This is a genomic window from Streptomyces sp. NPDC030143 (assembly GCF_055573695.1).
In genome coordinates this window covers 203,060-229,341 of sequence record NZ_JBVIAY010000009.1, presented here as the reverse complement: position 1 = coordinate 229,341, position 26,282 = coordinate 203,060, and the positions used below count along the sequence as shown (strand labels likewise).

Below are 26,282 nucleotides of genomic sequence, written 5' to 3'. Positions count from 1 at the left end.
CCATGGCCTGGTAGGAGTGGGCACCGCACCCTCGCCCACCCGCAGAACTGGATCCCATGAGCGCCATCTCCGTCGGTCAAGCCGTCGTCCTCGGAGCCGTCGAGGGAGTGACCGAGTTCCTCCCCGTCTCCTCCACCGGCCATCTGAAGATCACCGAGGGCCTCATGGGCATCCCCGTCGACGACGACGCGGTCGTGGGGTTCTCGGCCGTCATCCAGGTCGGCGCGATCGCCGCCGTGCTCGTGTACTTCCGCAAGGACATCGCCCGGATCGTCTCCGCCTGGGTGCGCGGCCTGCGGGACAAGGAGGAGCGCTACCACCACGACTACCGGTTCGCCTGGTGGGTGATCTGCGCGACGATCCCCATCGTCGCTGTCGGCCTGGCCGCCAAGCCGCTCATCCAGGGGACCCTCGCCTCTCTGTGGGTGGTCGCGGGATCGCTCATCGCCGGCAGCGCGGTGATGTGGGCGGCCGACCAGATGGGGCGGCACAAGCGCGGCGAGGACGACACCTCGTTCAAGGACGCGATGCTGGTCGGCAGCTCCCAGATCCTCGCGCTGCTCTTCCCCGGCTTCTCCCGCTCGGGCGCCACCATGTCCACGGCGCTCATGCTCGACCTGGACCGGGTCGCCGCCACCCGCCTGTCCTTCTTCCTCGGCATCCCGGCCCTGACCGGCGCCGGCCTGTACGAGCTGAAGGACGCCCTCGGCACCGGCGCCGGCACGGCCCCGCTGGCGGTCGGCACGATCGTGTCCTTCGTCGTCGCCTACGCCTCCATCGCCTGGCTGCTGCGGTTCGTCGCCAAGCACTCCTTCAACGCGTTCGTGATCTACCGGATCGCCGTCGGCCTGCTGCTGTTCGGGCTGCTGGGCGCCGGCGTCCTGAACGGCTGACCCCCGAGCCGGGCGGGGAAATCCCGTTTCAGTCCTCCCGCCCGGTGAATCTTTCCTTTCAGCTCCCTTGACATCACCCGTACGCCACGCGGAACATCTCTCCCGTGAACCTGTCAGACAGCCAGACAGGTGGCCGGGCTCCCCGTCGCGTCAGCGCGATGGAAGCGGTGCTCGCCCACCTCCGCGGCGCCATCGAGCGCGGCGAGTACGCCATCGGCGACAAGCTGCCCTCCGAGGCCGAGCTGTGCCGCACGCTCGAGGTCTCCCGGCCCGTCCTGCGCGAGGCCCTGCGCGCTCTGCAGACCATGGGGCTGACCGTCGCGAAGACCGGCAAGGGCACCTTCGTGATCGCGAACACCGTCGAGGACCCCACCTTCGGCGACTACGCGGCCAGCGACCTGCTGGAGGTGCGCCGGCACGTCGAGATCCCGGTCGCCGGGTACGCGGCACGGCGCCGCACCCCGGAGAACCTGGACCACCTGGCCCACCTGCTGGACCGGATGGAGCGGGAGACGGACACCACCGCGTGGGTCGCGATGGACACCCTCTTCCACCTGGCCGTCGCCGAAGCCGCACAGAACCCGGTCTTCCGCCGGGTCATCGAGGAGATCCGCGACGCACTGGCGCGTCAGTCGGCCTTCCTCAACGAGCTGGGCGGCCGGCGCGAGCAGTCCAACCGCGAGCACCGGGCCATCGTCGAGGCGCTGATCGACGGTTCCGAGAACGACGCCGTGGAGGCCATGAGCCACCACCTCGACCGCGTCGAGACCACCCTCACCGACATCGTGCGGTCCCCACGCACGACCACCCCCCTGGAAGGCGGACCCGAGGCGTGAGCGAACAGCACCTCAAAGACGAGACGCGCCCCTCGCCCCGTCACGTCGACGCCGGAGACGAGGGCTACAGCAAGTCCCTCAAGTCCCGTCACGTGAACATGATCGCCATCGGCGGCGCCATCGGCACCGGCCTCTTCCTCGGCGCCGGAGGCCGGCTCGCCGACGCAGGCCCCTCCCTCTTCATCGCCTACGCCGTCTGCGGCGTGTTCGCCTTCCTCGTCGTGCGCGCCCTGGGTGAACTCGTCCTGTACCGCCCCTCCTCCGGCGCCTTCGTGTCCTACGCCCGCGAGTTCATGGGTGAGAAGGGCGCGTACACCGCCGGCTGGATGTACTTCCTCAACTGGGCCACCACCGGCATCGCCGACATCACCGCCGTGGCCACCTACACGCACTACTGGGGCATGTTCTCCGACATCCCCCAGTGGGTGATCGCGCTGATCGCCCTGGCCGTCGTCCTCACCGTGAACCTGATCTCGGTGAAGATCTTCGGCGAACTGGAGTTCTGGTTCGCCATCGTCAAGGTCGGCGCCCTCGTCGTCTTCATGTGCATCGGCATCTTCCTGCTGGTCACGCAGCACCCGGTCGACGGCACCACCCCCGGCCCGTCCCTGATCGCCGACAACGGCGGGGTCTTCCCCAACGGCCTGCTGCCGATGCTGCTGATCGTCCAGGGCGTCGTCTTCGCCTACGCCTCCGTCGAGCTGGTCGGCGTCGCCGCGGGCGAGACCGAGAACCCCGAGAAGATCATGCCGAAGGCGATCAACTCGATCATGTGGCGCGTGGGTCTGTTCTACGTCGGCTCGGTGGTGCTGCTGTCGATGCTGCTGCCGTGGAACGCGTACACGGCGGGGGAGAGCCCCTTCGTGACGGTCCTGTCCAACATCGGCATACCGGCGGCGGGCGGCGTGATGAACCTCGTCGTCCTCACGGCGGCCATGTCCTCGCTCAACTCCGGCCTGTACTCCACCGGCCGCATCCTGCGCTCCATGGCGATGTCCGGCTCCGCCCCCAGGTTCACCGGCGTGATGAGCCGCAGCCAGGTGCCCTACGGCGGCATCCTGTTGACCAGCGGCATCTGCGTGCTCGGCGTGGGACTCAACTTCGTCGTCCCGGCGGACGCCTTCGAGATCGTCCTGAACTTCGCGGCGATCGGCATCCTGGCCACCTGGGGCATGATCATGATCTGTCACCTCCTCTTCTGGCAGAAGACCCAGAAGGGCGAGCTGACCCGACCCGGCTACCGGCTGCCGGGCTCCCCCTGGACCGAACTCGTGACGCTGGCCTTCCTCGCCTCCGTCCTGGTCCTCATGTACGCCGACGGAGGCGCCGGCCGCACCACCGTGCTGTGCCTGCCGCTGATCGTCGGAGCGCTCGTGACGGGCTGGTACGCCATCCGCGGCCGGCTCGCGCGCACCACATCCAAGGCCGACGCGTGAACCCCGCGCCGGCCCACGACAACCCACCGGTGATCCAGGCAGTGATGTACAGCAGTTCCCTCGCCGACGCCCCCGCGATCCGCGAACCCCTCCACGTGCCCGTCGCCCACCTCGTCCGCGACGGGGTGATCGAGGGCATCCACTACGGCTCCGTCGTGGTGCTCGGCAGAAGCGGCGGCGTCGACGTCCAGCTCGGCGACATCGAGGCCGCCTTCTACCCGCGCTCGGCACTCAAGCCCGCCCAGGCCGTCGCCATGGTGCGCGCCGGGCTCCCGCTCGACGGCGAGCTGCTCTCGCTCGCCGCCGCCAGCCACTCCGGCGAGGAACGCCACCTCGCCGGAACCCGGCGGATCCTCGAGCTGGCCGGTGTCACCGAGGACGACCTGCGCAACGTGCCGGACCTGCCGTTCGACCCGGTCGTCAGGGACGCGTGGGTGAGGGAGGGCCGCCTGCCCTCCCGCCTCGCGCAGAACTGCTCCGGCAAGCACGCGGCCATGCTGTACACCTGCACGCTCAACGACTGGCCCCTCGAGGGCTACCTCGACCCGGAGCACCCCCTCCAGCAGGCGATCGCCGAGATCGTCGAGGACCTCACCGGGCAGCGGATCGCCCGGGTCACCGTCGACGGATGCGGCGCCCCCCTGTTCTCCGTCTCCCTGCACGGCCTGGCCCGTGCCGCCGCCCGCATCACCACCGCCGCGCCCGGCACCCCCGAGGCGCGCGTGGCCGACGCGATGCGCGAGCACGCCGAGATGGCCTCCGGCTCCGGCCGGGACGTGGCCGCGCTGATGCGGGCCGTGCCGGGGCTGCTCGCCAAGGACGGCTTCGAGGGCGTCGAGGTCGCCGCGCTGCCCGACGGCCGCGCGGTCGCCGTGAAGATCGCCGACGGGGCCAACCGCGCCCGCGTCCCGGTCACCGCGGCCGCCCTCGCCCGCGCCGGCGTCGAACCGGCCCGGCTCACCGAGTTCGCCGGCGAACCCGTGCTCGGCGGCGGCGAACCGGTCGGCTCCGTCCGCCCGGCACGCTCCCTGGACCCGGTGACACTGCCGGCCTGCGCGTGACGCCTGCGGCGGTCTGCGGCGGTCACCTGCGGTGGCTGCGTGGTCTGCGGCGTCGGCCGCGCGTCCTCCGCGCGTCGGTTGTCGGCCGGCGCCGGCCGGACGGTCCCCTCGGCTGTCCGCGGCGGTTGTCTCCGTCGGCCGCCGGTTCGGTGGGACGCGGGAGGGTTCGTGTGGAGCCGGGGCGGTCGCCCGCCACCTCGTCCCCGCCACGTCGCGCCCGCGAGACCCGCGCCGCGACCCCGGGGTCGCACCCGCCGCCGTCATCCGGCTCGGGACGCACCCGCCGCCATACCCCGTTCCGGGCCCGCACCCCGCGTCGCCCGGCAGTGGGCCCGCACCCCGCGTCACCGTGCCCACACGCCGTCACCCGGCTCGGGCAGGGTGGGCCCGCACTCGGCCGTGCCCGGCTCGGGCGGTTCCCGCCGCCGTGTCCCGGCCCGGGCCGTTCCCGCCCACCCGTACCACTCCCTCCCGACCCTCACCCGGAAAGAGGCCGCACCCTCATGACCGTCGCCGCCAGCCGCACGGAGCACGACCTGCTCGGAGACCGGGACGTCCCGGCCGACGCGTACTGGGGTGTGCACACCCTGCGCGCCACCGAGAACTTCCCGATCACCGGTACGCCGATCTCCGCCTACCCGCACCTGATCGACGCCCTCGCCGCCGTGAAGGAGGCCGCCGCCCTCGCCAACGAGGAGCTGGGGCTGCTGGCGCCCGAGAAGGCCACCGCGATCGTCGCCGCCTGCCGCGAGATACGCGACGGCAAGCTGCACGACCAGTTCGTCGTGGACGTCATCCAGGGCGGTGCCGGCACCTCGACCAACATGAACGCCAACGAGGTCGTCGCCAACCGGGCGCTGGAGCTGCTGGGGCACGCCAGGGGGGAGTACGGGTACCTGCACCCCAACGAGGACGTCAACCTCGGACAGTCCACCAACGACGTCTACCCGACCGCCGTCAAGATCGCGACCGTCTTCGCGGTGCGCGGACTGCTCACGGCGATGGCGGTGCTCCAGGACGCCTTCGGCCGCAAGGCCGTCGAGTTCCGTGACGTGCTGAAGTTGGGCCGCACGCAGTTGCAGGACGCGGTGCCGATGACGCTCGGGCAGGAGTTCTCCGCCTACGCCGTCATGCTGGACGAGGACCGCAGCCGGCTCGCCGAGGCCGTCGAACTCATCCAAGAGATCAACCTGGGCGCGACCGCGATCGGGACGGGGCTGAACGCCCCCGCGGGATACGCCGAGGCGGCCCGCCGCCACCTCGCCGAGATCACCGGGCTGCCGCTGGTCACCGCCGCCAACCTCGTCGAGGCCACCCAGGACTGCGGCGCGTTCGTCCAGATGTCCGGCGTGCTGAAGCGCATCGCCGTCAAGCTCTCCAAGAGCTGCAACGACCTGCGGCTGCTGTCCTCCGGGCCGCGCGCGGGACTCGGCGAGATCAACCTGCCGCCGGTGCAGGCCGGTTCGTCGATCATGCCCGGCAAGGTCAACCCGGTGATCCCCGAGGTCGTCAACCAGGTCGCCTTCGAGGTCATCGGCAACGACGTCACCATCACCATGGCCGCCGAGGCCGGACAGCTCCAGCTCAACGCCTTCGAGCCGATCATCCTGCACTCGCTCTCGGAGTCCGTCACCCACCTGCGCGCCGCCTGCCTCACCCTCGCCGAGCGCTGCGTCGACGGCATCACGGCCAACACCGAGGCCCTGCGCGCCACCGTCGAGAACTCCATCGGCCTGGTCACCGCCCTCAACCCGCACATCGGGTACACCGCGGCCACCGACATCGCCAAGGAAGCCCTCGTCACCGGCCGGGGCGTCGCCGAACTCGTCCTGGAGAAGGGCCTGCTGCCCGCCGAGCGCCTCGCCGACCTGCTGCGCCCGGAGGTTCTCGCGGGCAGCGGCTCCCCCCTCGTCTGAGCGTCGCCGACCCGCGCTGACGCACCGGGACCGGCACGGAGGCACAATGGTGATCATGACAACGACGTCGTCCCTCACCTTCCAGCCGGTCCTGGAACGCATCGCCGAGGAGGTGGCGCGCACACCCGGTCGCGGCCGGCCCGCCGACTACATCCCGGCGCTCGCCGCCCGCGACCCGCGCCGCTTCGGCATGGCAGTGGCGGAACTGGACGGCACGGTGTACGGCGTGGGGGACTGGCGCGAGCCGTTCTCCACCCAGTCCATCACCAAGGTGTTCACCCTCGCCCTGGACCTGGCCCGCGAGGGTGACGCGCTCTGGGAGCACGTGGGCCGCGAGCCCTCCGGCAACCCCTTCAACTCCCTGGTGCAACTGGAGTACGAGAACGGCATCCCCCGCAACCCCTTCATCAACGCGGGCGCGCTGGTCGTCACCGACCGCCTCCAGACCCGTACCGGCGACGCGGCGGGGGAACTGCTGGCCTTCCTGCGCGCAGAGAGCGGCAACACCGACCTCGACTTCGACCGGGAGGTCGCCGCCTCCGAGGCCGCGCACGGGGACCGCAACGCCGCCCTCGCGCACTTCATGGCGTCCTACGGCAACATCGACAACCCGGTGCCCGCCCTGCTCGACCAGTACTTCCGCCAGTGCTCGATCACGGCCTCCTGCGCCGATCTCGCCCTGGCCACGACCTTCCTCGCCCGCCACGGCGTCCGCGCCGACGGCACCCGCCTGCTCAACCGCAGCCAGGCCAAGCAGGTCAACGCCGTCATGCTGACCTGCGGCACCTACGACGCGGCCGGCGACTTCGCCTACCGCGTCGGCCTGCCCGGCAAGAGCGGCGTCGGCGGCGGCGTCATCGCCGTCGTCCCCGGCCGCTGCACCCTGTGCGTGTGGAGCCCGGGCCTGGACGAACACGGCAACTCGGTGGCGGGCGTCGCCGCCCTGGACCGGTTCACGACGATGACGGGCCTTTCGGTGTTCTGAAGGACCGTCACCGAAATACGGTTGAGGCGCGCCCGGGCACCGGGCGAAGATCCTCCGCATGTTCTCCCGCAAGCTCCGCCGCCCCGCGTCCCCCGACCTGCGCACGGCCTGGGAGCGTCTCGACGAAGGCGACGTCCCCGGCGCACTGCGCCTGCTGCGGCAGGCCCCCGAGCCCCAGCCCCTCGCGGAGGTCGCCCTGGTCGTCGGCCGGGCCGCCGGGGCCTCCGGCTTCGACGACCTCGAGAAGGCCGCCACGGCGCTGGCCGCACAGCCCGACAGGCCGCAGGCACTCTTCGACTACGGCTACGCCTGCGTGGAGCGCGGCGTGTCCCACCTCGCGATACCCGCGCTGCGCGAGGCACTGCGCCGGGTGCCGGGCTCCCCGGCCGCGCTGCGCGAGCTGGTCTCGGCGTACGAGGACGAGGGCCGCCACCGGGAGGCCGCCGACGTGCTCGCCGCCCACGAGGCGGGGTTCGCCGCCTGGCCGGACCGCTACCTGCTGGTGTTCAACGCCGTCCTCGCGGGCGACCTGGAGCTGGCCCGCCGCCACCACGCGCTGCTTCCGGCCCCCGACGACGACATGTGGCTGCCCGCCCGCGACCGCCAGAACCGCGTCCTGCGGCGGGCCGAGAGCGCCGAGGCGGCCGGCTCGCTGGACCGCGCCGACCTGCGCGGCTGGCAGTACGTCCTGGGCGGCACCGTCCTCGGCACGCTCTCGCCGTACGGCCACGACGCCGGCATGTCCGGCCGCTACGCCTTCCTCCAGGACTCCCACGACCTCTGTCTGCAGGGCCTGCTGCGGCTCAGGGCGGTGCTCGACGCCGCCGAGGTGCGCCCGCGCACGGTGTCCCTGCTGCCCGACCGGGGCAGCCGCGTCCTGGGCCTGGCCGCGGCCCAGATCCTCGACGTCCCGGCGGAGCCCTTCGCGGCGGGGCGGCAGGACACCGTCGTCGTCGCCCACGACCTGAACGAGACGCTTCGGACCGCACAGGGCTCCGAGATCCTCCAGCAGCTGTTCGAGCGGGCGCCGGGGCAGGTGCTGCACGAGCACGCGAGCTGCTGGACCGACACACCGGCGGTCACCCCCGACAGCGTCACCCTGCTGCACCAGTCGCTGGTGGCGCCCTGGGGCGCGAGCCTCGGCCAGGGCGTCGACGGCGGTCTGGAACGCGGCGAGCCCGACCCGCGTCCCGAGACGGAGATCGCCGCGGACATCCTCGCCGCCGACCCGACGCCGGACGACGGCGACGGGCGGACCCCCGCCGACCCCGTCGAACGGCTCACCGACTTCGTCACGGCCGTCCGCGGCACCTGGCTGCGCGGCGACCGCGCGCGGGTGAAGTCACCCGGCCCCGTGCCGAGTTCCCGTTTCCACTAGGGCCCTTCTGATGGATCTCCGTGGGAGAAGGAGCGGCGTCCGGTGCGTGCTCTCGGCGTGCGGCGCGGAAGTCCTCGTAGTGGCGCTGCTTGTGCTTTCGCGCGGTGCGGCGAGAGTGCGTGCCGGGCGTCGCGACGCCGCGGAGATCCATCAGAAGGGCCTAGTTGTGCTCGGCCCGCTCACCCCGCGGTCACACCCAGGCCGCCGCCCCGAAGGCGGAACGTCGCTTTCCGGCCACCCGGCGTTGACACGCTGACCGAGTGGTGGCCATGGCTCTTCCCGTCGATCTCCGTAGCTGTCAGGTACTGGGCCTGGCCGGCACGGCCTGCCTCGCGCTGGGCGGTGAGACGGCCGGCGCGCTGCCCGCACGCGAACTGCTCGCGCCGTCCTCGCCGCACGCCGTGCTCGGCCTGGTCGGCGTGTACTTCGGTCTGGTGCTGCTGACCGCCGCCTGGCTGCTCCTGGGCCGCCTGGTGCGCGGCGGCGACCCGCCCACCCCGCGCGCCCTGGTGCTGGTGCTCGCCGTGTGGGCGGCACCACTGCTGATCGCGCCGCCGCTGTTCAGCCGGGACGTCTACAGCTACCTCGCCCAGGGCGCCATGGTCGACGCCCACCTGGACGTCTACGCGCACGGCCCGGCCCGGCTCGGCGGCCCGCTCGCCGAAGAGGTCGCTCCGCCGTGGCGGCACACCGGCGCCCCCTACGGCCCGGTGTTCCTCGCCGTCGCCGCCGCCCTGTCGGCTCTGACCCGCGGGGAACTGCCCGCCGGGCTCGTCGGCATGCGGTGCGTCGCGCTGTGCGGGGTGGCGCTGATGGCCGCCGCCCTGCCTCGTCTGGCCCGGCACAGCGGCGCCGACCCGGCCGCCGCGCTCTGGCTGGGCGCGCTCAACCCGCTGGTCCTGCTGCACCTGGTGGCCGGCGCCCACAACGACGCGATCATGCTGGGCCTGCTGGGGGTCGGCCTGGTCGCCGCACTCGGTCGCCGCCCGGTCCTGGGCGCCGTCCTGATCACCCTCGCCGCCCTGGTCAAGGCGCCGGCCGCGCTGGGCCTCGCCGCCGTCGTGGTGCTGCGGCTGCGCGCCGGCGACCACGCGGCCCGTGCCGTCCTCACCACGACGGCCGCCTCCGCCGCCACCACGGTCACCGCGACCGCCGTCGCCGGCACGGGATACGGCTGGATCGCCGCCCTGGACACCCCGGTGTCCTCGCAGAACTGGGCCCTCACCAGCCTCCTCGGCCGCGCCACCCGCACCCTGCTGGAGGGTGCCGGCAGCGACCTGGCGCCGCTGGCCGTCCCCGCCTGGCACGTGCTGGGCCTCGCCCTCACCGCCGTCGCCCTGGTCGTCATCTGGTGGCGGCTGCGACCGCGGCCGGTGTACGCGCTGGGCCTCAGCCTCGCGACGGTCGCCGCGCTCGGCCCGGCGATCCGCCCCTGGTACGCCCTGTGGGGTCTGTTCCTCATCGCCGCCGCGGCCCCGAGCACCTCGGTACGCCACCGGACGGCGGCCGTGGCGGGCGTCCTCGCCCTGGCGGTCCTGCCCGACGGCGGGCCCGCCGACACGGGCCGGCTGCTCCTCGCGGCCTGCGGCGGCGTGCTGGCCGTGGTCGTCCTGGGGCAGGCCCACCTCGCGGCGCGGACGTCCGCACCGATCGGAAGGACGGCATGATCCCGCCCCGCACGGACCGCGGCCGACTCCTGCTGGTCCTCACCCTGGTCACCGCGGTGACCGTCTTCACCGCGACGGTGCCGCTGCTGCGCGACTGGTTCGACCTGCGCGTCTATCACGGCACCGTCGACCACTGGATCCACGACGGCGGCCGCGTCTACGACTACCGGGTGCCGGGTACGCCGTACGGCTTCACCTACCCGCCGTTCGCCGCCGTCGTCATGCTGCCGATGGCGCTGGTCGGGATGCGCACCGCGATCGTGGCGGCGCTGCTGCTCGACCTGGCGGCCCTGGCGGTGGTCGTGCGCGTCCTGGCCGGCCCGCTCCTGCGCCGCCGCGACTGGTACGGGCTCGCGCTCACCGCCTGTGCCCTCGCGCTGTTCGAGCCGCTGCGGGACACCGTCAGCTTCGGCCAGGTGAACCTGCTGCTGCTGGCCCTGGTGCTGACGGACTGTCGGCTGCTGTCGACGGGCCGGACCCGCTGGGCCGGCGTCGGCATCGGTCTCGCGGCGGCGGTGAAGCTGACACCGGCGCTCTTCGTCGTCCTGCTGCTCGCCTCCCGCCGGTGGCGTGCGGCGGGCGTCGCGGGCGGGGTCGCAGGCGCCGCCACCGTGCTCGCCGCCCTGGTCGCTCCGGACGCCTCCCGCTTCTACTGGACGCGGGCCCTGTGGGACACCAGCCGGGTGGGCCGTCTCGACTACGTCTCCAACCAGTCTCTCCAGGGTGTCCTGGCCCGGCTGGGCGTGGAGGGCCGGCCCGCGTGGGCGGTGCTGGCGGTGGGCGTGCTGGGCGTGTGGCTGTGGCGGTCTCGGCGTGCGGCGGCCGCGGGTGACTGGCAGGCGGCGTTCGCGCTCACCGGTCTGACCGCCTGTCTGGTCAGCCCCGTCACCTGGGTGCACCATCTGGTCTGGCTGCTGCCGTCCTTCGCCGTGCTGGTCCGCGCCGGGCACCCGCGGGTCGCGGGCGCCCTGTACGCCGTGCTGTGCACGAGCGTGGTGTGGCTGTGGTCGGACGACGCGTCCGGCGTCGACGGCATCCTCGGCTCCAACCTCTACACCTGGATCACGCTCGGCCTGTTGCTGTGGCTGCCGGCCGGTCAGCCGCCCGGGCGGGGGCGGCCCAGGGGCCACAGCACCAGCGCCACGGCCGCCCCGCCCAGCAGGCCGGCACCCGCGATCACACCGGCCTCCGGCCAGCCGGGCCCGTCGTCGGCGGGGACCGCGGCGGGCGCCGGCACGACCTCGGGGCCCGGCCGGGGCCGCGCCCGCAACGCGTCCAACGACCCCACCGGATCGACCCGTCCGGCGGCCTCGAACCCCCAGTCGAGCAGCTCGCGCGCCTCCTCGTAGACGGCGAACGCGCCGCCCGTCCGCGGGTTCAGCACCGTCACGACCAGTGTGCGGCCGTCCCGTCGGGCGGCGGCGACCAGGGTGTGGCCGGCGTCGCTGGTGTAGCCGTTCTTGATGCCGACGAGCCCCGGATACGGCTCGACGCCGTTGTCCCCGCTCAGCAGCCGGTTGGTGGTGACGATGCGGAAGGTGCCGCCGTCGCGCCCGGGAAAGCGCGCCCGCACGGTGGCGCAGTACCGCGCGAAGTCCGCGTTGCGCAGCCCGGCCCGCCCGAACACCGCCAGGTCGTAGGCGGAGGACACCTGGCCCGGCGCGTCGTAGCCGTCCGGCGACAGCACGCGTGTGTCGAGGGCCCCCAGGGAGCGTGCCTTGGCCTGCATCCGGGCGGCCGTGGCGCGCCAGCCGCCGCTGAGGGCGGCGAGGACCCGCACGGCGTCGTTGCCGGAGCTGAGGAACACCCCGCGCCACAGGTCGTCGACCCGGTAGGTCCGCTCCTCCGCGACCCCGACGAGACTGCTGCCCGGCCCGATGCCGGCCAGTTCCTCCGCGGTGACCCGGTGCCGGATCCCTGCCGGCAGGACCGGCAGCACCGTGAGGGCGAACAGGGTCTTGAGTGTGCTGGCGGGCGGCAGTCTGCGGTGCGCGTTCGACGCGGCGAGCACCGCGCCGGTGTCGGCGTCGGCCACCAGCCACGACGACGCGGAAACCGTCGGCACTTCGGGCGCTCCGGGGCGGGGCCTGACCTGCGTGCCCGAGCGGTACAGCACGGACGGCCGCGGCGGTGTCGCCCGCGGCCCGGCGGGTGCGGCGGGGTCCGTTCCGGCCGGGGCGGCGACGGCGACCGGCCCGAGAACCAGGGCGCCGGCCGCACAGAGCGCGCAGGCCGACACCGCGGCCCGGTAAGAGAATCCGATGGTCATCTGATCAACGTAGGAACGAACCGTCTTCTCGCCGTGCTGCCCGTGCCGAGCGGCGCGCGCGTGCACCCGGATGCCGCATGCGGACCCGTGTGCCCGGGGTCTGCGGCGGGTCAGGTCGCCGGCAGCGTCGGCTGGACGCGGCGCAGGAACGTCGCGTTGTCCGGTGTGGCCCGCAGGCGCTCCAGGAGTGTCTCCAGGTTCCCCTGTCCGTCCCGGGTGCGCAGGGCCCGCCGCAGCCCGCGGACGGCGGTCAACTCGGCCGGGGTCAGGAGGAGTTCCTCACGGCGGGTGCCGGAGGCGGTGATGTCGAGGGCCGGGAAGACGCGGCGGGAGGCCGGTTCGCGGTCCAGGCGCAGCTCCATGTTGCCGGTGCCCTTCAGCTCCTCGAAGAAGAAGTCGTCGGCGCGGGAGCCGGTTTCGACCAGCGCGGTGGCGAGGATCGTGAGCGAACCGCCCTCCTCGGCGGCCCGCGCGGCGCCGAAGAAGCGCTTCGGGCCGATCAGCGCGGTGGCGTCGACACCGCCGCTGAGGGTGCGGCCCCCGGCGGCGGCCGCGTTGTTGTGGGCCCGGCACAGCCGGGTCAGCGAGTCGAGCAGGATCACCACGTCCTCGCCCGCCTCGACGAGCCGTTTGGCCCGTTCGACGACGAGGTCGGCGAGGGCGATGTGCTCCCTGGGCGACCGGTCGAAGGTCGAGGCGTACACCTCGCCGCGCACGGAGCGCCGCATTTCGGTGACCTCCTCGGGGCGTTCGTCGAGCAGCAGCACCATCAGCCGGGCCTCGGGGTGGTTGCCGGCGACGGCCGCGGCGATCTGCTGGAGCAGCACGGTCTTGCCGGTCTTGGGCGGGGCGACGACCAGTCCGCGCTGGCCCTTGCCGACGGGGGCGATCAGGTCGGTGACACGTCCGGCGAGCCCGGCCGCCGGGTGTTCGAGGCGCAGCCGTGCGTGCGGGTGCAGGGGTGTGAGGTCGCGGAAGTGGCGGCGCTCGCGTGCCTCCCGGGGGGTACGGCCGTTGACGCGGGCGATGTCGGTGAGTGCGTGCCGGCCGTCGCGGACGCCTTCGACGAAGTCGCCCTTGCGCAGTCCGTGGCGGCGCACGAGCGCGGGCGGGACCTGGAGGTCGGTGGGGGCGGGGTGGCAGTGCTCGGCCCGCAGCAGCCCCTTCCCGTGGCCGTCGAGGTCGAGGACGCCGGTGACGAGCTGGGCGGGGGACTGCCCGACGGGCGGGTGTTCGAGCGTGGTGGTCATGGTGGTCGGTCCTTTCGAGGACGAGGGGCAGGAGACGTGCGGACGAGCGGAAGGAGGGGGAGCAGCCGCGAGGGGAGGGCGCAGGCGCGCCCGTGGCGGCGGGGAGAGACACGCCGGATCCAGCGGGAACCGCTGCTCGGGCGAGGTGCGGAAGAGCTGGCACACCGGCCTGGGGAACGGCGGGCGGATCAGCGAACCGGGGGAGAGAACCCGCATCGGCGCCGACAACGCGGCGTACACAGATGCTTTCGGCAGCGTAGCACGCGCCTACCGCCGTGCCCAGGGGGACGGCGTGGAGGCACTCGCCGGGGGGAACACGGCGGCGGCGGCGGCTTTCTTCCCGGGGCCGCTTCCCGCGCTGCGAGGGACCGCTCCCCGGGGCCGTTGTGAGGGTCGCCTCGCGGGGTCGTTCTCCGAGGCCGTTGCGGCGGGTTGCTCTCCGGAGGGCCTTTCAGGGCCGTTTCGAGGGGCCGCTGCCGGGACCGCTCCCCGAGGCCGCCGCGAGGGTCGCTTCCCCGGGCCGCTCCGCGGGATCGTCTTCCGGATCGCGCTCCGGCGTCGCTTCGCGGCGTCGCTCAGTGCTCCCGTGCGGGCAGCCCCTCCAGCCCCGTTTCCCGCAGGACGCGGTCCACCGTCTCCTGCAGTGTGCTGTGCGGGCCGACGACGGTCTCCGCGCCGCCGGGCAGCAGATCGCGCGGGCGGTACCACTCGCGCAACTCCCGCTCGCCCACGGCGGGGTTGTCCGGCTTGGTGGCGTGCCGCAGCAGTGTCTCCTCGAACGGCACGTCCAGGTAGTAGCAGTGGGTCGGCCCGCGGTGGTCGGCGCACAGCCGCCGGAGCATCTCGCCGTAGTGCGAGGCGTACAGGATGCCCTCGACCACCACGTGGTAGCCGGAGTCGAGGGCGTAGCGGGCGACGGTGTCGATCAGCCCGATGTTCGCACCGCCGGGCCGGTCGCGTTCCCGCAGGACGATCCGGCGCAGGTTGTCCTGCCCCACGAGCGCCAGGCCCCGCCCGAACCGGTCGCGGATCCCTGCCGCGACGGAGGACTTGCCGGAGGCGGAGTTGCCGCGCAGGACGACGAGCCGGGTGTCGGCGCTACCGGTGTGCACGGCGGCCAGGCTACCCGGTGCCCGTGCCGGGCCTGTGGCGGTTTCAGACGCTCCCGGCCCGCGCCTCCCGCGTGATCTCCTCGAACCGCGCCCCCATCGCCTCGGCCAGGGCTAGTGCGCCCGACAGAGGCCGCACCATCACCGTCAACTCGTCGATGAGACCCGCCTCGTCGAGGTGGATGAAGTCGCATCCGCTCAACTCGCGGTCGCCGACCCGGGCGGTGAACACCAGCGCGTGGTCGCGGCCGTCGGCGCCGGAGAGTTCCCGCTCGTAGCGGAAGTTTTCGAAGACCTGTGTCACCGCCCGCAGGATCGCCGCGGTGATGGCCTTGCCCGGATACGGCTTGAAGACGACGGGGCTGGTGAAGACGACGTCGTCGGCCAACAGGGCCTCGACGGCGTCGAGATCGCCGGCCTCGACGGCCTCGCGGAACGCGCGCATCGGATCACCTCATAGTCAAATAATTTAATAAGTGTCGATAACAATAGTCACCAGCCCTTACTATGTCCACATGTCCCTCAAGTACGCCGTCCTCGCCGCCCTCCTGGAGGGCGAGGCCTCCGGCTACGAGCTGTCCAAGGTCTTCGACGTCTCCCTCGCGAACTTCTGGCCCGCGACCCCGCAGCAGCTCTACCGCGAACTGGAACGTCTCGCGGGGGACGGACTCATCGAGGCGCGCGTGGTGGAGCAGGAACGCCGCCCCAACAAGCGGATGTTCACGCTCACCGAGGCCGGCCGGGAGGACCTGCGCAACTTCGCCGCAGCCCCGCCCCGACGGCCCACCGCGATCCGCGACGAACTCCTCATCAAGATCCAGGCCATGGACGGCGTGGATGTGGAGGCGACCCGCGCGCAGATCGAGGAGCGCATGAGCTGGGCGCGCGGCAAACTCGCCCGCTACGAGCGCGTCCGCGACCGGCTCCTCGACGGCCGCACCGAGGAGGCCTACCTGGCCGAGGCGGGGCGGATCGGCCCCTATCTCACCCTGATGGCCGGTCTCGGCTTCGAGCGGGAGAACGTGCGCTGGTGCGAGCGGGCCCTCGCGGTGCTGCGGCGGCGCGCCTCCACTCACCCCGCGCGGATGGACTGACGCCGATGTTCGGTCCCGAAGGCCCCACGCTGCGCGAACTCGCCGTTCAGGCCCTGTCGTCCGTCGAGCGCGGTTACGACCTGCTCGCGCCGAAGTTCGACCACACGCCCTTCCGTACGCCCGACTCCGTCCTGGACGCGGTGGCTTCGGCCCTGCGCGGGAGCGCACCCCACGACGACGGCCTCGATCTGTGCTGCGGCACGGGCGCCGGCGTGGACGCGCTGGCGACGGTGTGCCGGCGCAGCGTCACCGGCGTCGACTTCAGCGCGGGCATGCTCGACGTGGCCCGCGCGCGTCCGCACCCGACGGGTCCGCGGGTGTCCTGGGTGCGGGCGGACGCCCGCGCCCTGCCGTTCACGGCCGCCTTCGACCTCGCCGTCAGCTTCGGCGCGTTCGGTCACTTCCTTCCGCGCGAGCTGCCGGGCCTCTTCGCGCAGGTGCACACGGCGCTGCGGCCGGGCGGCCGCTTCGCCTTCCCCGTCCTCGCCCCGCCGCGCCCCTCCACCCCCGCCTTCTGGATGCTCCTCGGCTTCGACGCCGTCATGCGGGCGCGCAACGCCGTGCGGCGGCCGCCGTTCGTGATGTACTACCGGGCCTTCCGGCTCGGCGAGGTGCGCCGGGAACTGGAGCGGGCCGGATTCGACGTGGGTCTGCGCGCCCTGCCCGAGTTCGGACCCGGAGCGACGGAAGCCCCCGCGTGCGGCTGGTCGAGGCGCGCAAGTCCCTCTGAGGGGGCCGGTTCGGGGGAAGCGGCGGCGCGCGGAGGACAGTGCCCCCTCGGCGACGGGGGTCCTTGCACCATGAACGTCTGATCAGGCCGCGGCCCCGGGCGGGCACAGTGCGAGGAGCCCTCAGCGGCCGGGCGGCGCTGACACGGCTCCGACGGCGGCAGTGGACGGGGTGTGCGAACCGGCTCAGAGCGCACGGCTGTGCACCCGCCGCGCGGCGTCCTCGACGGGGCACGGCTCATGGGCCGCCGGCAGCGTGAACGCGTAGACCAGGGACTCCTGTGGGGGCTCCATCACCAGGTCGGTGATCTCCAGCGGCCGCGCGTACCGGTCGTGCACGAGGCGGGTCACCCGCAGCGCCCGGGCGCCGTCGAGGAGGGTGACGCGGTCCCGGTGGTGGAGGGTCAGACCGGCCCGGCGCATCCAGTCGTAGGCCCGGTGCAGACGCGGCGAACAGGCGGTGTCCGCGCGGTCGCGGTAGCGGGCGAGCTCCGGCACCTCGGCGAGGGCGACCGCGGAGAAGGACGTCACGGCGGTGCGCAGCCCCTGTCCGTCGGCCCCGGTGGACTCGTACCGGTGGACCAGTGTCGGGCGGTGCGGGGCGAGCCCGAGCGCCTCGGCGTGCCGCGGCGGGGGCGGCTCCCAGCCGACCGCGGCCCGGTTCACCGCCGACGGGTCGTCCGCGGCGCGGGCGCCGACCGGGAAGGCGAGGGTCGGCTCGGCGGCGGCCCGCACCCCCCGCAGGGCCGCGTGCGTGCCCCGCCGGTCGGTCTCCACCAGACCGTCGCGGCGCAGCACCTCCAGCGCCTGCCGGACGGTCACCCGGCTGACGCCGAACTGCTCCGCCAACTGCCGCTCACCGGGCAGTCGTTCACCGGGCGGGATGGTGCCGTCGCGCAGTTCGCCGAGCAACTCCTTCGCGATGCGCCAGTAGAGGGGCCGGTCGTCGTGCGGGGTGGTGCGGGCCATGCCGCGCGCCTCCTGGGGGTGCGTGCCGAGCGGGGTTGTGAGCCACCAGATCTAGCATTGGTCTAAACCACCAGGGAAGGGTGGGCGGCCCGATCGGCCGAAACGGACCGCCCGCCCCGCCTTCACAGCGCGCTGTAGACGGCCTCCACCAGGGCCTTCTTGCGAGGGTCGTCCGCGATGTGCGGCCCCATGCGGTTCATCACGTACCCCAGGGACAACCCGGCCTCCGGGTCGGCGAGGCCGCAAGAACCGCCGAAGCCGTCGTGTCCGAAAGCCCGCGGGTTCGGCCCGTACGATCCGTTCGGGCCGCTCAGCCACAGGCCGAGGCCGATCTCCGTCTCGTGCCCCAGCGCGGCGCCCAGCACCAGGTCCCGGCAACTGCCCTGCCCCTCGCGCACCCGCTCCGCCGCCTCGGACGACAGCACGCGACGGCCACCGTGGGAGCCCCTCCCGGCGAAGATCCCGTAGAGGGCGGCGACGGCGCGCGCGGTGCCGTGACCATTGGCCGCCGGGATCTCGGCGGCCCGCCAGCCGGGGGAGTTGGCCTCGGCCGCGCCGGTGAGCGGGTTGGCCAGCGCGGCGAGCGCGGCGGGGCTCAACTGTGCGAACGCTGCGCCCTGTTCACTGCGCGAGGCGGCCGGCGGATGCACCAGTTCGGCCACCCGCCCCGTCTCCTCCTCCGGGAGTCCGATGGTGAAGTCCGCGCCGAGCGGCCCCGTCACCTCCCGCTCCAGGAAAGCCCCCGGCAGCAGCCCCGAGACCCGCCGTACGACCTCCCCGACCAGGAAACCGTAGGTGAGCGCGTGATAGCCGGACCGGGTGCCGGGCTCCCACCAGGGTTGCGTCGCGGCCAGACGCGCGGTCGTCAGCTTCCAGTCGTAGAGCTGGTCCAGGGTGTGCGGCTCGCGCAGTCCCGACAGTCCCGCGCGGTGCGACAGCAGGTGCCGTACGAGGACGCCTTCTTTGCCCGCCGCCGCGAACTCCGGCCAGTAACGGGCCACCGGCGCGTCGAGGTCGAGCAGGCCCCGGTCGGCCAGGATGTGCGCGCACAGCGCCGTCGGCCCCTTCGAGGTCGACCACACGTTGACCACCGTGTCCCGCTCCCACGCGCGGGTGCGCGCCGCGTCCGCCCAGCCGCCCCACAGGTCGGCCACGATCACACCGTCGACCGTGACGGCCACCGCGGCGCCCAGTTCGCCCCGGTCGCGGAAGTTCTCCTCGAACGCGGCGCGCACCCCGGCGAAACGGGCGTCGCAGTGACCGTGAACCTCTGGCACGTGCTCGGACATGGGCCCTCCGTGATCCGCCGGACCCCGGGCCGCGGGGATGCCGCCCGGGCTCCTCGAACATACCGACTGGTCGGATCGGAAGGAAGGTCGCGGGCGGGGGCGCCGCGACGGCGCCTGGCCGTCAGGCGTACGACCGCAGCCAGCGCACCTTGGCCGCCTCCTGGTAGGGGCCGCCGCCCTCGTGGTCGTTGAACTCGTACACCTCGATCTCCTTGTCGTCGTGCGCCCAGGCGTTGAAGGCGGCGAACACCGTCGACGGCGGGCAGGTCTGGTCCTCCAGGGCCGTCGAGAACAGGGCGGGCGCCGAGCCGCGTGCGGCGAAGTGCACGCCGTCGAAGTACGACAGGGTGCGCAGCGCGTCCTGCGTACGGCCCCGGTGCGTCTTGAGGAACAGGCCGATCTCACGGTAGGGGTGACGGTCCGTCAGTGTCGCCGCGCGGGGGAAGTCGCACAGGAACGGCACGTCCGGGGCGATCGCCGCCAGGTCCGGCACCAGCCCGCCCACCGCGAGCGTGATGCCGCCGCCCTGGCTGCCCCCGAGGGCCACGGTGCGCGAGGCGTCGGTCAGCGGGTGCGAACGGGCGGCCTCCACCGCGCGCACCGCGTCGGTGAACACCCGGCGGTAGTAGTAGTGCTCGGGCGCGTCGATGCCCCGCGTCATGAACCCGGGGAACGAGGGCGCCCCGCCCACCGGGTCGGCGGTGCCGCCCCCGCCGCCCCATCCGCTTCCCTGACCGCGGGTGTCCATGACGAAGTGCGCACGGCCCGTCGACGCCCACAGCAGGTGCTCGTGCGACAGTCCGCGCCCCCCGCCGTACCCGACGAACTCCACGACCAGAGGCAACGGCTCCTCGGCGTCGGCGGGCACCGTCAGCCAGCCCTTGACCGGGTGACCGCCGAACCCCGCGAACGTCACGTCGAACACCCGCACCGTCGACAGCCCCGTGTCGACCGGCTCGAAGCGGGCGTCCAGCTCGTGCCCGCGGGCCTCCTGGAGGGTCTTGGACCAGAACGCGTCGAAGTCCTCGGGTTCGGCGGACTCGCTGCGGTACTCGCGGAGCTCCTCGGGGGACAGGTCGAACCGGGCCATGAACAACCGCCTTTTGTAAAGTGGCCGAACGAATGATCACACCGTACGTGGGCGGGGGGAGCGCTCGCCAGACCCTCCGTGCCGGCCCGCGCTCGCGACGCCCGGCGAGCGTGCGTGCCGGGCGTCGCGAGCCGGGCTCCCTTTTTGTTCGGAGCTCTAAGCGCGGCGCCGGCTCCACTCGGGTTCCGTGCGCGCCCACGCGCGGTCCCACTCGGTCAGCCGGTGACGCATCGCGACCTTGCGCCCGCAGGCGTGCCCGAGCAGCACCGCGGCGGCCGTGCCGCCGGCCACGCCCACCCCCATGGTCAGGGTGTGCTGCCAGATCGCCGTCGAGTCGGGCGGCGGGGCGACGCTGCGGCCGCGCGCGTCGAACCACACGTCGACCACCTCGCCGCGCTCGGTGCCGGCCGGAACGCGCGCGGTGGCCGTCCGGGTGCGCTCGCCGGGCTCCGTCCAGCGCACGGTCACCCGGAAGGTGTGCTCCCGGCCGGTGTGCGTCGCGGGCAGGCCGCTCGGCGGCTGGCCGACGACCTCGGCGCGGACACGCTGCCGCTCCGCCCGCTGCTCGGCAGCGACCGCCCGTGCGTCGGCGTGCGCCCAGCGGCCGGCCAGGGCTCCCGCCAGCGGCGCGCCCACCAGCAGCAGCACGGCGACCACCAGCACCGCCCACGCCTCCACGACGTCCGCCCGGCGCCGCAACGGATTGCGCCGCCAGCGCCAGCCGCGCACCCGGGTACGCATGTCGACCTCCTCGCCGTCACGCGGACGAGTGCCCACGGGGAGGAAATACCCGCTTCGGGCGAGATCGCTCCTCCGCGCGGGCTCGGAACGGCGGGTTCCCCGCGAGGGGGGAGGGGTCAGCCGAAACGCTCGACGCGGATCCGGTCCACCGGCTGGCCCGCCGCCACCAGCAGGCGGGACGCGTGTTCGGCGAAGGCGTTGGAACCGCACACGTACGCCTCCCAGCCGCCCTCCGGGGGATCGGCGAGCAGCGGGGCGAGGTGGCCGGCGGCGAGGCGGCCCACGGGCACCCCGGCCGGGGCGCGCCGGGTGAACACCGCGGTCGTCTCCGCGCCGTACTCGCGGGCGTAGATCAGGTCCTCGGGGCCGCGTGCCGACACCAGCAGCCGCAGCGGCACGTCGAGACCGCGTGCCCGGTGGTGGCGCACCATCGACATCAGCGGGACGACCCCGGAGCCGGCGCCGACCAGCAGCGCGGGCCGGTCGCCGGGCCAGGCGAAAAAGCCGCTGAGCGGCCCGCGCACCTCGACCCGGTCACCGGGCTCGGCGACGGTGTGGAACCAGCCGGAGACCTCACCGCCGCCGACGTGGTCCAGGGTGAGCTCGATGTGTCCGGAGTCGTCCGGCGCGGACGCCAGCGAGTAGTGCCGCTGGGCCGTGTAGCCGTCCCCGGCGGTCAGCCGCAGCATCAGGTGCTGCCCGGGCAGATGCCCCTCCCACGCGGGCACCGCGAACCGGAAGGTGGCCGCGCGCGGGGTCTCCCGGCGGATCTCGGTCAGCGTGGCGGTCTGCCACACCGAAGCGGCCCGGTCGCTGACGGCGATGCGCCCCGGCACCGCGAACCGTGTCGCGGGAGTGAACCTCCCGGTCGAGGCCGTCTCAGTCACCGGAGTACCTCTGCTCCTCCCAGGGGTTGCCCCGCGCGTGGTAGCCGTTCTGCTCCCAGAAGCCCGGTTCGTCATGGTCCAGCAGCCGCAGGCCCGCGATCCACTTGGCGCTCTTCCAGAAGTACAGGTGCGGCACCAGCAGCCGCGCCGGACCGCCGTGCTCCTGGGCGAGCGGCAGCCCCTCGGAGGTGAAGGCGATCCACGCCCGGCCGCCGGTGAGGTCGGAGAGCGGCAGGTTGGTGGTGTACCCGGTGTGCGCGTAGGCGACGGCGTGGGTTGCGCGGGCCTGCGGCCCCACCGCGTCCAGGAACGCGTCGAGCGACACACCGCCGAACCGCACGCCGAACCTCGACCAGCCGGTCACGCAGTGGATGTCGCCCTCGTAGGCGCAGGCGGGCAGCTCGTGCGCCTGCTCCCAGGTCCAGGTGCGGGGCGCGTCCACCAGGCCGTCGATCCGGAAGGTCCAGTCGGCGGGCGCCAGGTCGGGGGTGACCTCGGCGGACAGCACGGGCCAGTCGTCGCCCGCGTCGTACTGCCCCGGGGGCAGCCCCGGGTTGTGGACGCGGGGGCGTCCGGTGAAGCCTCGGGTGATGTTCATGCGGTTCCAGCGGGAGGGCGACGGTCGTGTACGCGTTCACCGTACGTGCATGTCGGCGGCGCCCCGCTCCCGGGCCGCCCGGCCGATCGTGCAGCGCGGCTGAACTCCCCGCGCGCCGCGGGAATAGCGGGCCCGGCGATCACCCTTGCAGCTGACGTCCCGGACCTCGTGGTCCGATCGCAGCGAAGGAGTGGGAGCACATGCCGAAGGCGTACGTCTTCACACGGTACGGCGGCCCGGAGACCGAGGCGCTCGTGGATCTGGACCGGCCCCGTCCGGGCCCCGGCGAGGTCCTCGTCGCGGTGCGCGCGGCGGGCGTGAACCCCGTCGACTGGAAGCTGCGCTCGGGCTACCGACGCCCCGGCGAGACCGGCGACCGTGTGTTCCCCGCCGTGTTCGGCAGCGAGGTCGCCGGGGTCGTCGAGCAGACCGGCGAGGGCGTCACCGGCTTCGCACCCGGCGACGAGGTGTTCGGCAGCGCGGTCGGGGGCGGCTACGCCGAGTACGCGCTGCTGGCCGCCGGCGTCACCGCGCACAAGCCGGCCGCCGTCTCCTTCGCCGACGCCGCCACCCTGCCGGTGGCGGCGGCGACCGCCTACGACGGCGTCCGCCAGCTCGGCCTGCCCGCCGGGGCGACCCTGCTGGTCACCGGCGCCGGCGGCGGGGTCGGGGTGGCCGCCGTGCAGATGGGCCGCGCGCGGGGGCTGCGGGTCGTCGGCGTGGCGAGCGAGGGCAAGAAGGACCTCCTGGAGTCGCTGGGCGTGGTGCACGTCGCCTCCGGCACCGGCTGGGCGGACCGCGCCCGCACGACGGGCCCGGACGGCGTCTACGACCTGGTGGGCGGCGAGGTCCTGCACGAGGCGGCCGGCCTGCTCGCCGACCGCACGAAACTGATCACCGCCGCGGCCCCGCCCGAGGAGGTCGAGCGCCTCGGCGGCGCCCGCGTCGCCCGCGCCCGCACCGCGGAGGTGCTGCGCGCGGTCGCCGACCTGGTCGTCCGCGGCGACCTGGACCCGCACGTCACCCGCACCTATCCGCTGGACAGGGCCGGCGCGGCCCTGCGCGCGGTGGAGGAGGGGCACGCCCGCGGCAAGGTCGTGATCGAGGTCGGCGGCGCGCCATGAGCGGTCGCCACGTGCGCGGGACGCCGCGGAGCGGGACGGCGTTCCCGGCGGCGCGGGCGTCGGAGCGGGCGGTGGTGCCGGTTCCGTAGCGGGGCGGGGCCGCTCCTGCGGTGCAGGGGACGGCCCCGTCAGCCGGTGTCCGAAGCGCCGTCCCCGGTCCAGGCGTTGTACCTCACCAGGTACGCCGCGAACCGCTCCAGGTCCTCCCGCGGCCACGCGGCGAGACGCTCCCTGAAGGCCGCGCGGCGGCGCTCGGTGACCTGGGCGAGCAGGCGGCGGCCGGCCCGGGTGAGGTGGAGGACCTGGACCCGGTGGTCCGCCGGGTCCTGACGCCGTTCGATCAGCGCGGCCCGCTCCAGCGCCGACACCTGACGGCTCACCGTGGACTTGTCCAGGGCGTAGTGAGCGGCCAGGTCGGTGGCCCGGCAGCCGTCACGCTCCTCCAGGTGACCGAGCAGGGTGTACGACACCAGCGACAGCTCGGGGTGCAGACGGCCCGCCGAGGCACGGGCGCGACGCGCGAAAGCCGTCATCTCGCGCTGAATGGTCTCCACGGCGTCCGTGCCGTCCGTGCCGTCCGTCGCTCCCACCGGTCCTCCCGCACTCGCCTGGTTGTAGAGTACAACCGGAAGGGGGCTCGACCGTGAACGCCTGCACCGTCCGGGCGTTGGGGTATGGTGACCGTCCGGCTGTGGACGGACCCAGCCGTGCAAGGACCGGGAGGTGAGACCCATTACCGCTGTGTCAGGCCGGGTGCTCTCACCTCAGGACGCGGACCGCCACCTCTAGGCGACCGCGAGAGCGCCCTTCGACTGTCGAAAGGCTCTCGGCTTCATGCCCCCACTGTCCTCGTCGTCCTCCCCGTCCCCTTCGCCCCTCACCCGAGCCGCCGTCGTGACCGCCCTGCGCGGCGCGGGCTGCGTCTTCGCCGAGGATGAGGCGGAGTTGCTCCTCACCACCGCCCGCACCCCCGACGAGCTGTCCGCCATGGTGGAGCGCCGCGTGTCCGGCCTCCCGCTCGAACTCGTCGTCGGCTGGGCAGAGTTCCACGGACTGCGGATCCTCGTCGAACCCGGTGTCTTCGTGCCCCGCCGCCGTACCGAGTTCCTCGTCGCCCAGGCCCTGCGGCGGGTCCCGCACGCGTCCGTCGTCGTCGACCTGTGCTGCGGTTCGGGCGCGGTCGGTGCGGCCCTGGCCGCCGCCCTCGCGCCGGCCGAACTGCACGTCGCCGACATCGACCCGGCGGCCGTGCGCTGCGCCCGTCGCAACGTCGCCGCCCACGGAGGCCATGCGTACCGAGGCGACCTGTTCGAGGCGCTGCCCGAGCGGCTGCGCGGCGGCGTCGACATCCTCGCCGCGAACGTGCCGTACGTGCCCACCGGTGACGTCCCGCTGCTTCCGGCGGAGGCGCGCGACCACGAGCCGCTCACCGCCCTCGACGGCGGTGGCGACGGGCTCGACGTGCTGCGCCGGGTCGCCGACGAGGCGGCCCACTGGCTGGCGCCCGGCGGCTGTCTGCTGGTCGAGACCGGTGAGCACCAGGCCACGGCCGCCGTCGAGGCCCTCGCCCGGGGCGGCCTGACACCGCGTGTGGCCGTCGACGACGAGCTCTGCGCCCATGTGGTGATCGGGACGAAGCCGAAGGAGTAGCGGGCGCGGCGGAGCAACGCGCGGGGGAGCGCAAGGCCCTGCTTTGTGGTGCCGGTTGGGCAAGGCCCTGCTTCCAGGTGCGGTTGGGCAAGGCCCCGGCTCCGTGGTGTGGCTGGGCTCGGTTCCCTGATGGGGGCGCGGCCCCGGGGTCGTGCGCGGGGCGGGCGGCTCAGTCCCGTGTCCGGGCCCGGGCGACGAGCAGCGCCACGTCGTCGTGGTTGTCGGGGTGGTGCAGCGCCCGCGGGAGCAGGTCGCAGAGTTCCTCCGGCGGGCGCGACGGGTCGTCGAGCAGGGTGAGATTGGTCTGTACATGACCATCAAACGCGGCCACACTGTCCGCCGAGCGCGCACCCGCCCCCCCGAGGAGACCCATGCCCCTGCGCCCCGCCCGCGGACGCCGTCACCCGGTCCGCACCGCCCTGGTCGCCCTGGCCACCGCGGCTGCCGCCGCCCTCGCCGCCGCGCCGCCCGCCGCGGCCGCCGACACCTGGGCCGAGGCCGGCTCCGACCGCGCCGAACCGCTCACCGAGAGCCAGGGCCTGGCCTCCGTCGAGGTGCCGGTCAACAGCCCCAACCGCTACACGGGCATCGGCACCGTCCCCCTCGGCGTGAGCATGCGCGGCTGGAACCACGTCGGAGACCCCGACGCCTCCTACGACGGCCACTACGTCGAGCCCTACCAGCGCGATGCGGGCGCCGCGAAGATGTTCCGGGTGCAGGCACCCGGCGGCGCCTGGTCGGAGTACGTCCACGCCCTGAGCCCCGGCGAGGCCCTCAACAACTCCTGGGTGGCCATCACGCCGGGAGGTCGGTGGATGCTGGCCGGCGAGTGGGGCACCATGACCCGGCTGCTCGTCTTCCCGACCCCCGGCGTCAACCCGGACACCTCGCCCTCCGCGAACCTCCCCCAGGTCGCCACCGTGCGCCTCGACCGCCCCGTGCGGGACGTGCAGGGCTGCGACTTCACCGGCCCGACGACGCTGCTGTGCTCCTCCGACGACCCGGCGGGCACCCTCTTCGGCATCACCAAGCCGCTCCTGCGGATCGACCTGTCGGCGGAGCCGAACGGCACCTCCGACGTCGCGGGCCGGGTCACGGCCCTACGTCAGCTCCCCCTGCGCAGCGGCTGCTCGGGCACCTTCGAGACGGAGGGCGTCGACTACGACCGCCGCACCGACACCCTGCGGGTGATCGTCCTGTCACCCGGCTTCTGCGTCCTGACCGACAGCAGGACGTACCGCTTCACCCGGGCCTGATCCCCGCCCCGGCCCCCGACGCCGGATCCCACCCGGTGGGCGAGACCGCGGGAGGC

General features: G+C 73.8%; 24 protein-coding genes and 2 pseudogenes. 14 read left to right on the top strand and 12 right to left on the bottom strand.

Features of this window, described 5'->3' with window-relative positions; all coding sequences use genetic code 11:
• Nucleotides 1–56: 56 nt before the first annotated feature.
• The 9 genes from ACZ4YY_RS18370 (at nucleotide 57) to ACZ4YY_RS18330 (ending at nucleotide 11,521) form a co-directional block, all read left to right on the top strand.
• Nucleotides 57–893, top strand: coding sequence for an undecaprenyl-diphosphate phosphatase (locus ACZ4YY_RS18370; protein ID WP_468290732.1), 837 nt, complete (start codon nucleotides 57–59; stop codon nucleotides 891–893).
• Nucleotides 894–1,051: 158 nt separating this feature from the next.
• The gene (locus ACZ4YY_RS18365) at nucleotides 1,052–1,729 is read left to right on the top strand and encodes a FadR/GntR family transcriptional regulator (protein ID WP_468290949.1); all 678 of its coding nucleotides are present in this window, start codon (nucleotides 1,052–1,054) and stop codon (nucleotides 1,727–1,729) included.
• Nucleotides 1,726–3,165: an amino acid permease gene (locus ACZ4YY_RS18360; RefSeq protein WP_468290729.1), complete on the top strand. Its 1,440-nt coding sequence runs from the start codon at nucleotides 1,726–1,728 to the stop codon at nucleotides 3,163–3,165. The genes ACZ4YY_RS18365 and ACZ4YY_RS18360 overlap by 4 nt, the downstream gene beginning before the upstream one ends.
• Nucleotides 3,166–3,209: 44 nt before the next feature.
• Nucleotides 3,210–4,226, top strand: a complete 1,017-nt coding sequence (locus tag ACZ4YY_RS18355) for an asparaginase (RefSeq protein ID WP_468290946.1) — start codon at nucleotides 3,210–3,212, stop codon at nucleotides 4,224–4,226.
• Between the two features lie 503 nt (nucleotides 4,227–4,729).
• Nucleotides 4,730–6,142 carry an aspartate ammonia-lyase gene (gene aspA / locus ACZ4YY_RS18350; RefSeq protein ID WP_468290726.1) on the top strand — a complete coding sequence of 471 codons (1,413 nt, stop codon included), beginning with the start codon at nucleotides 4,730–4,732 and terminating at the stop codon, nucleotides 6,140–6,142.
• Between the two features lie 46 nt (nucleotides 6,143–6,188).
• Nucleotides 6,189–7,127, top strand: coding sequence for a glutaminase (locus tag ACZ4YY_RS18345; RefSeq protein ID WP_468290723.1), 939 nt, complete (start codon nucleotides 6,189–6,191; stop codon nucleotides 7,125–7,127).
• Nucleotides 7,128–7,185: 58 nt separating this feature from the next.
• The gene (locus ACZ4YY_RS18340) at nucleotides 7,186–8,505 is read left to right on the top strand and encodes a hypothetical protein (RefSeq protein ID WP_468290720.1); all 1,320 of its coding nucleotides are present in this window, start codon (nucleotides 7,186–7,188) and stop codon (nucleotides 8,503–8,505) included.
• Between the two features lie 269 nt (nucleotides 8,506–8,774).
• Complete coding sequence (gene mptB / locus ACZ4YY_RS18335) at nucleotides 8,775–10,172, top strand: polyprenol phosphomannose-dependent alpha 1,6 mannosyltransferase MptB (protein WP_468290717.1); 1,398 nt, start codon at nucleotides 8,775–8,777, stop codon at nucleotides 10,170–10,172.
• Nucleotides 10,169–11,521 (top strand): glycosyltransferase family 87 protein, encoded by a 1,353-nt coding sequence (locus tag ACZ4YY_RS18330; protein ID WP_468290714.1) that lies wholly within the window; start codon nucleotides 10,169–10,171, stop codon nucleotides 11,519–11,521. Before mptB ends, ACZ4YY_RS18330 begins: the two co-directional genes overlap by 4 nt.
• Before the next feature lie 80 nt (nucleotides 11,522–11,601).
• On the opposite strand, the pseudogene ACZ4YY_RS18325 reads toward ACZ4YY_RS18330, so the two are convergent.
• The 4 genes and pseudogenes from ACZ4YY_RS18325 to ACZ4YY_RS18310 form a co-directional block, all read right to left on the bottom strand.
• A pseudogene (locus ACZ4YY_RS18325) lies at nucleotides 11,602–12,441 on the bottom strand (D-alanyl-D-alanine carboxypeptidase family protein); the annotation flags it as partial.
• 110 nt (nucleotides 12,442–12,551) lie between these two features.
• Nucleotides 12,552–13,691: a transcription termination factor Rho gene (gene rho / locus ACZ4YY_RS18320; protein WP_468290712.1), complete on the bottom strand. Its 1,140-nt coding sequence runs from the start codon at nucleotides 13,689–13,691 to the stop codon at nucleotides 12,552–12,554.
• A 575-nt stretch (nucleotides 13,692–14,266) separates the two neighbouring features.
• Complete coding sequence (locus ACZ4YY_RS18315; RefSeq protein ID WP_468290943.1) at nucleotides 14,267–14,812, bottom strand: AAA family ATPase; 546 nt, start codon at nucleotides 14,810–14,812, stop codon at nucleotides 14,267–14,269.
• 34 nt (nucleotides 14,813–14,846) lie between these two features.
• Nucleotides 14,847–15,245 carry a nuclear transport factor 2 family protein gene (locus ACZ4YY_RS18310; protein WP_468290709.1) on the bottom strand — a complete coding sequence of 133 codons (399 nt, stop codon included), beginning with the start codon at nucleotides 15,243–15,245 and terminating at the stop codon, nucleotides 14,847–14,849.
• A gap of 70 nt (nucleotides 15,246–15,315) precedes the next feature.
• On the opposite strand from ACZ4YY_RS18310, the gene ACZ4YY_RS18305 reads away from it, so the two are divergent.
• On the top strand, nucleotides 15,316–15,894 hold the full coding sequence (locus ACZ4YY_RS18305; protein WP_468290706.1) for a PadR family transcriptional regulator: 579 nt from the start codon (nucleotides 15,316–15,318) through the stop codon (nucleotides 15,892–15,894).
• 5 nt (nucleotides 15,895–15,899) lie between these two features.
• Nucleotides 15,900–16,624 (top strand): annotated as a pseudogene (locus tag ACZ4YY_RS18300) (class I SAM-dependent methyltransferase).
• A 184-nt stretch (nucleotides 16,625–16,808) separates the two neighbouring features.
• On the opposite strand, the gene ACZ4YY_RS18295 reads toward ACZ4YY_RS18300, so the two are convergent.
• From ACZ4YY_RS18295 to ACZ4YY_RS18270, 6 genes are all read right to left on the bottom strand, one after another.
• Entirely contained in the window at nucleotides 16,809–17,591 is a 783-nt protein-coding gene (locus tag ACZ4YY_RS18295) for a GntR family transcriptional regulator (RefSeq protein WP_468290704.1), read from the bottom strand.
• Nucleotides 17,592–17,713: 122 nt separating this feature from the next.
• The gene (locus tag ACZ4YY_RS18290; RefSeq protein ID WP_468290701.1) at nucleotides 17,714–18,880 is read right to left on the bottom strand and encodes a serine hydrolase domain-containing protein; all 1,167 of its coding nucleotides are present in this window, start codon (nucleotides 18,878–18,880) and stop codon (nucleotides 17,714–17,716) included.
• Nucleotides 18,881–19,001: 121 nt separating this feature from the next.
• Complete coding sequence (locus ACZ4YY_RS18285) at nucleotides 19,002–19,970, bottom strand: acetylxylan esterase (protein ID WP_468290698.1); 969 nt, start codon at nucleotides 19,968–19,970, stop codon at nucleotides 19,002–19,004.
• A 156-nt stretch (nucleotides 19,971–20,126) separates the two neighbouring features.
• Complete coding sequence (locus ACZ4YY_RS18280; protein WP_468290695.1) at nucleotides 20,127–20,711, bottom strand: Rv1733c family protein; 585 nt, start codon at nucleotides 20,709–20,711, stop codon at nucleotides 20,127–20,129.
• A gap of 116 nt (nucleotides 20,712–20,827) precedes the next feature.
• Nucleotides 20,828–21,598 carry a ferredoxin reductase gene (locus tag ACZ4YY_RS18275; protein ID WP_468290692.1) on the bottom strand — a complete coding sequence of 257 codons (771 nt, stop codon included), beginning with the start codon at nucleotides 21,596–21,598 and terminating at the stop codon, nucleotides 20,828–20,830.
• Nucleotides 21,591–22,196, bottom strand: coding sequence for a sulfite oxidase-like oxidoreductase (locus ACZ4YY_RS18270; RefSeq protein ID WP_468290689.1), 606 nt, complete (start codon nucleotides 22,194–22,196; stop codon nucleotides 21,591–21,593). The genes ACZ4YY_RS18275 and ACZ4YY_RS18270 overlap by 8 nt, the downstream gene beginning before the upstream one ends.
• 200 nt (nucleotides 22,197–22,396) lie before the next feature.
• Between ACZ4YY_RS18270 and ACZ4YY_RS18265 the strand changes: the two genes are divergently transcribed.
• The gene (locus ACZ4YY_RS18265; protein WP_468290686.1) at nucleotides 22,397–23,320 is read left to right on the top strand and encodes an NADP-dependent oxidoreductase; all 924 of its coding nucleotides are present in this window, start codon (nucleotides 22,397–22,399) and stop codon (nucleotides 23,318–23,320) included.
• 128 nt (nucleotides 23,321–23,448) lie between these two features.
• Here ACZ4YY_RS18265 and ACZ4YY_RS18260 read toward each other — a convergent pair whose 3' ends face one another.
• Nucleotides 23,449–23,853, bottom strand: coding sequence for a MarR family winged helix-turn-helix transcriptional regulator (locus ACZ4YY_RS18260; RefSeq protein WP_468290940.1), 405 nt, complete (start codon nucleotides 23,851–23,853; stop codon nucleotides 23,449–23,451).
• A 301-nt stretch (nucleotides 23,854–24,154) separates the two neighbouring features.
• On the opposite strand from ACZ4YY_RS18260, the gene ACZ4YY_RS18255 reads away from it, so the two are divergent.
• Nucleotides 24,155–24,970 carry a putative protein N(5)-glutamine methyltransferase gene (locus tag ACZ4YY_RS18255; RefSeq protein ID WP_468290683.1) on the top strand — a complete coding sequence of 272 codons (816 nt, stop codon included), beginning with the start codon at nucleotides 24,155–24,157 and terminating at the stop codon, nucleotides 24,968–24,970.
• 169 nt (nucleotides 24,971–25,139) lie between these two features.
• Here the strand turns inward: ACZ4YY_RS18255 and ACZ4YY_RS18250 are convergent, their stop codons facing one another.
• On the bottom strand, nucleotides 25,140–25,343 hold the full coding sequence (locus ACZ4YY_RS18250; RefSeq protein WP_468290958.1) for a hypothetical protein: 204 nt from the start codon (nucleotides 25,341–25,343) through the stop codon (nucleotides 25,140–25,142).
• On the opposite strand from ACZ4YY_RS18250, the gene ACZ4YY_RS18245 reads away from it, so the two are divergent.
• Nucleotides 25,342–26,226 carry a hypothetical protein gene (locus ACZ4YY_RS18245; RefSeq protein WP_468290680.1) on the top strand — a complete coding sequence of 295 codons (885 nt, stop codon included), beginning with the start codon at nucleotides 25,342–25,344 and terminating at the stop codon, nucleotides 26,224–26,226. The two genes, ACZ4YY_RS18250 and ACZ4YY_RS18245, sit on opposite strands and share 2 nt — an antisense overlap.
• Nucleotides 26,227–26,282 lie beyond the last annotated feature (56 nt).

What these genes read in the sequence shown, in the direction of transcription:
- ACZ4YY_RS18370 (WP_468290732.1), top strand. Translation starts at nt 57, where the DNA reads ATGAGCGCCATCTCCGTCGGTCAAGCCGTCGTCCTCGGAGCCGTCGAG.
- ACZ4YY_RS18365 (WP_468290949.1), top strand. Translation starts at nt 1,052, where the DNA reads ATGGAAGCGGTGCTCGCCCACCTCCGCGGCGCCATCGAGCGCGGCGAG.
- ACZ4YY_RS18355 (WP_468290946.1), top strand. Translation starts at nt 3,210, where the DNA reads ATGTACAGCAGTTCCCTCGCCGACGCCCCCGCGATCCGCGAACCCCTC.
- aspA (WP_468290726.1), top strand. Translation starts at nt 4,730, where the DNA reads ATGACCGTCGCCGCCAGCCGCACGGAGCACGACCTGCTCGGAGACCGG.
- ACZ4YY_RS18345 (WP_468290723.1), top strand. Translation starts at nt 6,189, where the DNA reads ATGGTGATCATGACAACGACGTCGTCCCTCACCTTCCAGCCGGTCCTG.
- ACZ4YY_RS18340 (WP_468290720.1), top strand. Translation starts at nt 7,186, where the DNA reads ATGTTCTCCCGCAAGCTCCGCCGCCCCGCGTCCCCCGACCTGCGCACG.
- mptB (WP_468290717.1), top strand. Translation starts at nt 8,775, where the DNA reads ATGGCTCTTCCCGTCGATCTCCGTAGCTGTCAGGTACTGGGCCTGGCC.
- ACZ4YY_RS18330 (WP_468290714.1), top strand. Translation starts at nt 10,169, where the DNA reads ATGATCCCGCCCCGCACGGACCGCGGCCGACTCCTGCTGGTCCTCACC.
- rho (WP_468290712.1), bottom strand. Translation starts at nt 13,691, where the DNA reads ATGACCACCACGCTCGAACACCCGCCCGTCGGGCAGTCCCCCGCCCAG.
- ACZ4YY_RS18310 (WP_468290709.1), bottom strand. Translation starts at nt 15,245, where the DNA reads ATGCGCGCGTTCCGCGAGGCCGTCGAGGCCGGCGATCTCGACGCCGTC.
- ACZ4YY_RS18305 (WP_468290706.1), top strand. Translation starts at nt 15,316, where the DNA reads ATGTCCCTCAAGTACGCCGTCCTCGCCGCCCTCCTGGAGGGCGAGGCC.
- ACZ4YY_RS18295 (WP_468290704.1), bottom strand. Translation starts at nt 17,591, where the DNA reads ATGGCCCGCACCACCCCGCACGACGACCGGCCCCTCTACTGGCGCATC.
- ACZ4YY_RS18290 (WP_468290701.1), bottom strand. Translation starts at nt 18,880, where the DNA reads ATGTCCGAGCACGTGCCAGAGGTTCACGGTCACTGCGACGCCCGTTTC.
- ACZ4YY_RS18285 (WP_468290698.1), bottom strand. Translation starts at nt 19,970, where the DNA reads ATGGCCCGGTTCGACCTGTCCCCCGAGGAGCTCCGCGAGTACCGCAGC.
- ACZ4YY_RS18280 (WP_468290695.1), bottom strand. Translation starts at nt 20,711, where the DNA reads ATGCGTACCCGGGTGCGCGGCTGGCGCTGGCGGCGCAATCCGTTGCGG.
- ACZ4YY_RS18270 (WP_468290689.1), bottom strand. Translation starts at nt 22,196, where the DNA reads ATGAACATCACCCGAGGCTTCACCGGACGCCCCCGCGTCCACAACCCG.
- ACZ4YY_RS18265 (WP_468290686.1), top strand. Translation starts at nt 22,397, where the DNA reads ATGCCGAAGGCGTACGTCTTCACACGGTACGGCGGCCCGGAGACCGAG.
- ACZ4YY_RS18260 (WP_468290940.1), bottom strand. Translation starts at nt 23,853, where the DNA reads ATGACGGCTTTCGCGCGTCGCGCCCGTGCCTCGGCGGGCCGTCTGCAC.
- ACZ4YY_RS18255 (WP_468290683.1), top strand. Translation starts at nt 24,155, where the DNA reads ATGCCCCCACTGTCCTCGTCGTCCTCCCCGTCCCCTTCGCCCCTCACC.
- ACZ4YY_RS18245 (WP_468290680.1), top strand. Translation starts at nt 25,342, where the DNA reads ATGCCCCTGCGCCCCGCCCGCGGACGCCGTCACCCGGTCCGCACCGCC.
- ACZ4YY_RS18250 (WP_468290958.1), bottom strand. Translation starts at nt 25,343, where the DNA reads ATGGGTCTCCTCGGGGGGGCGGGTGCGCGCTCGGCGGACAGTGTGGCC.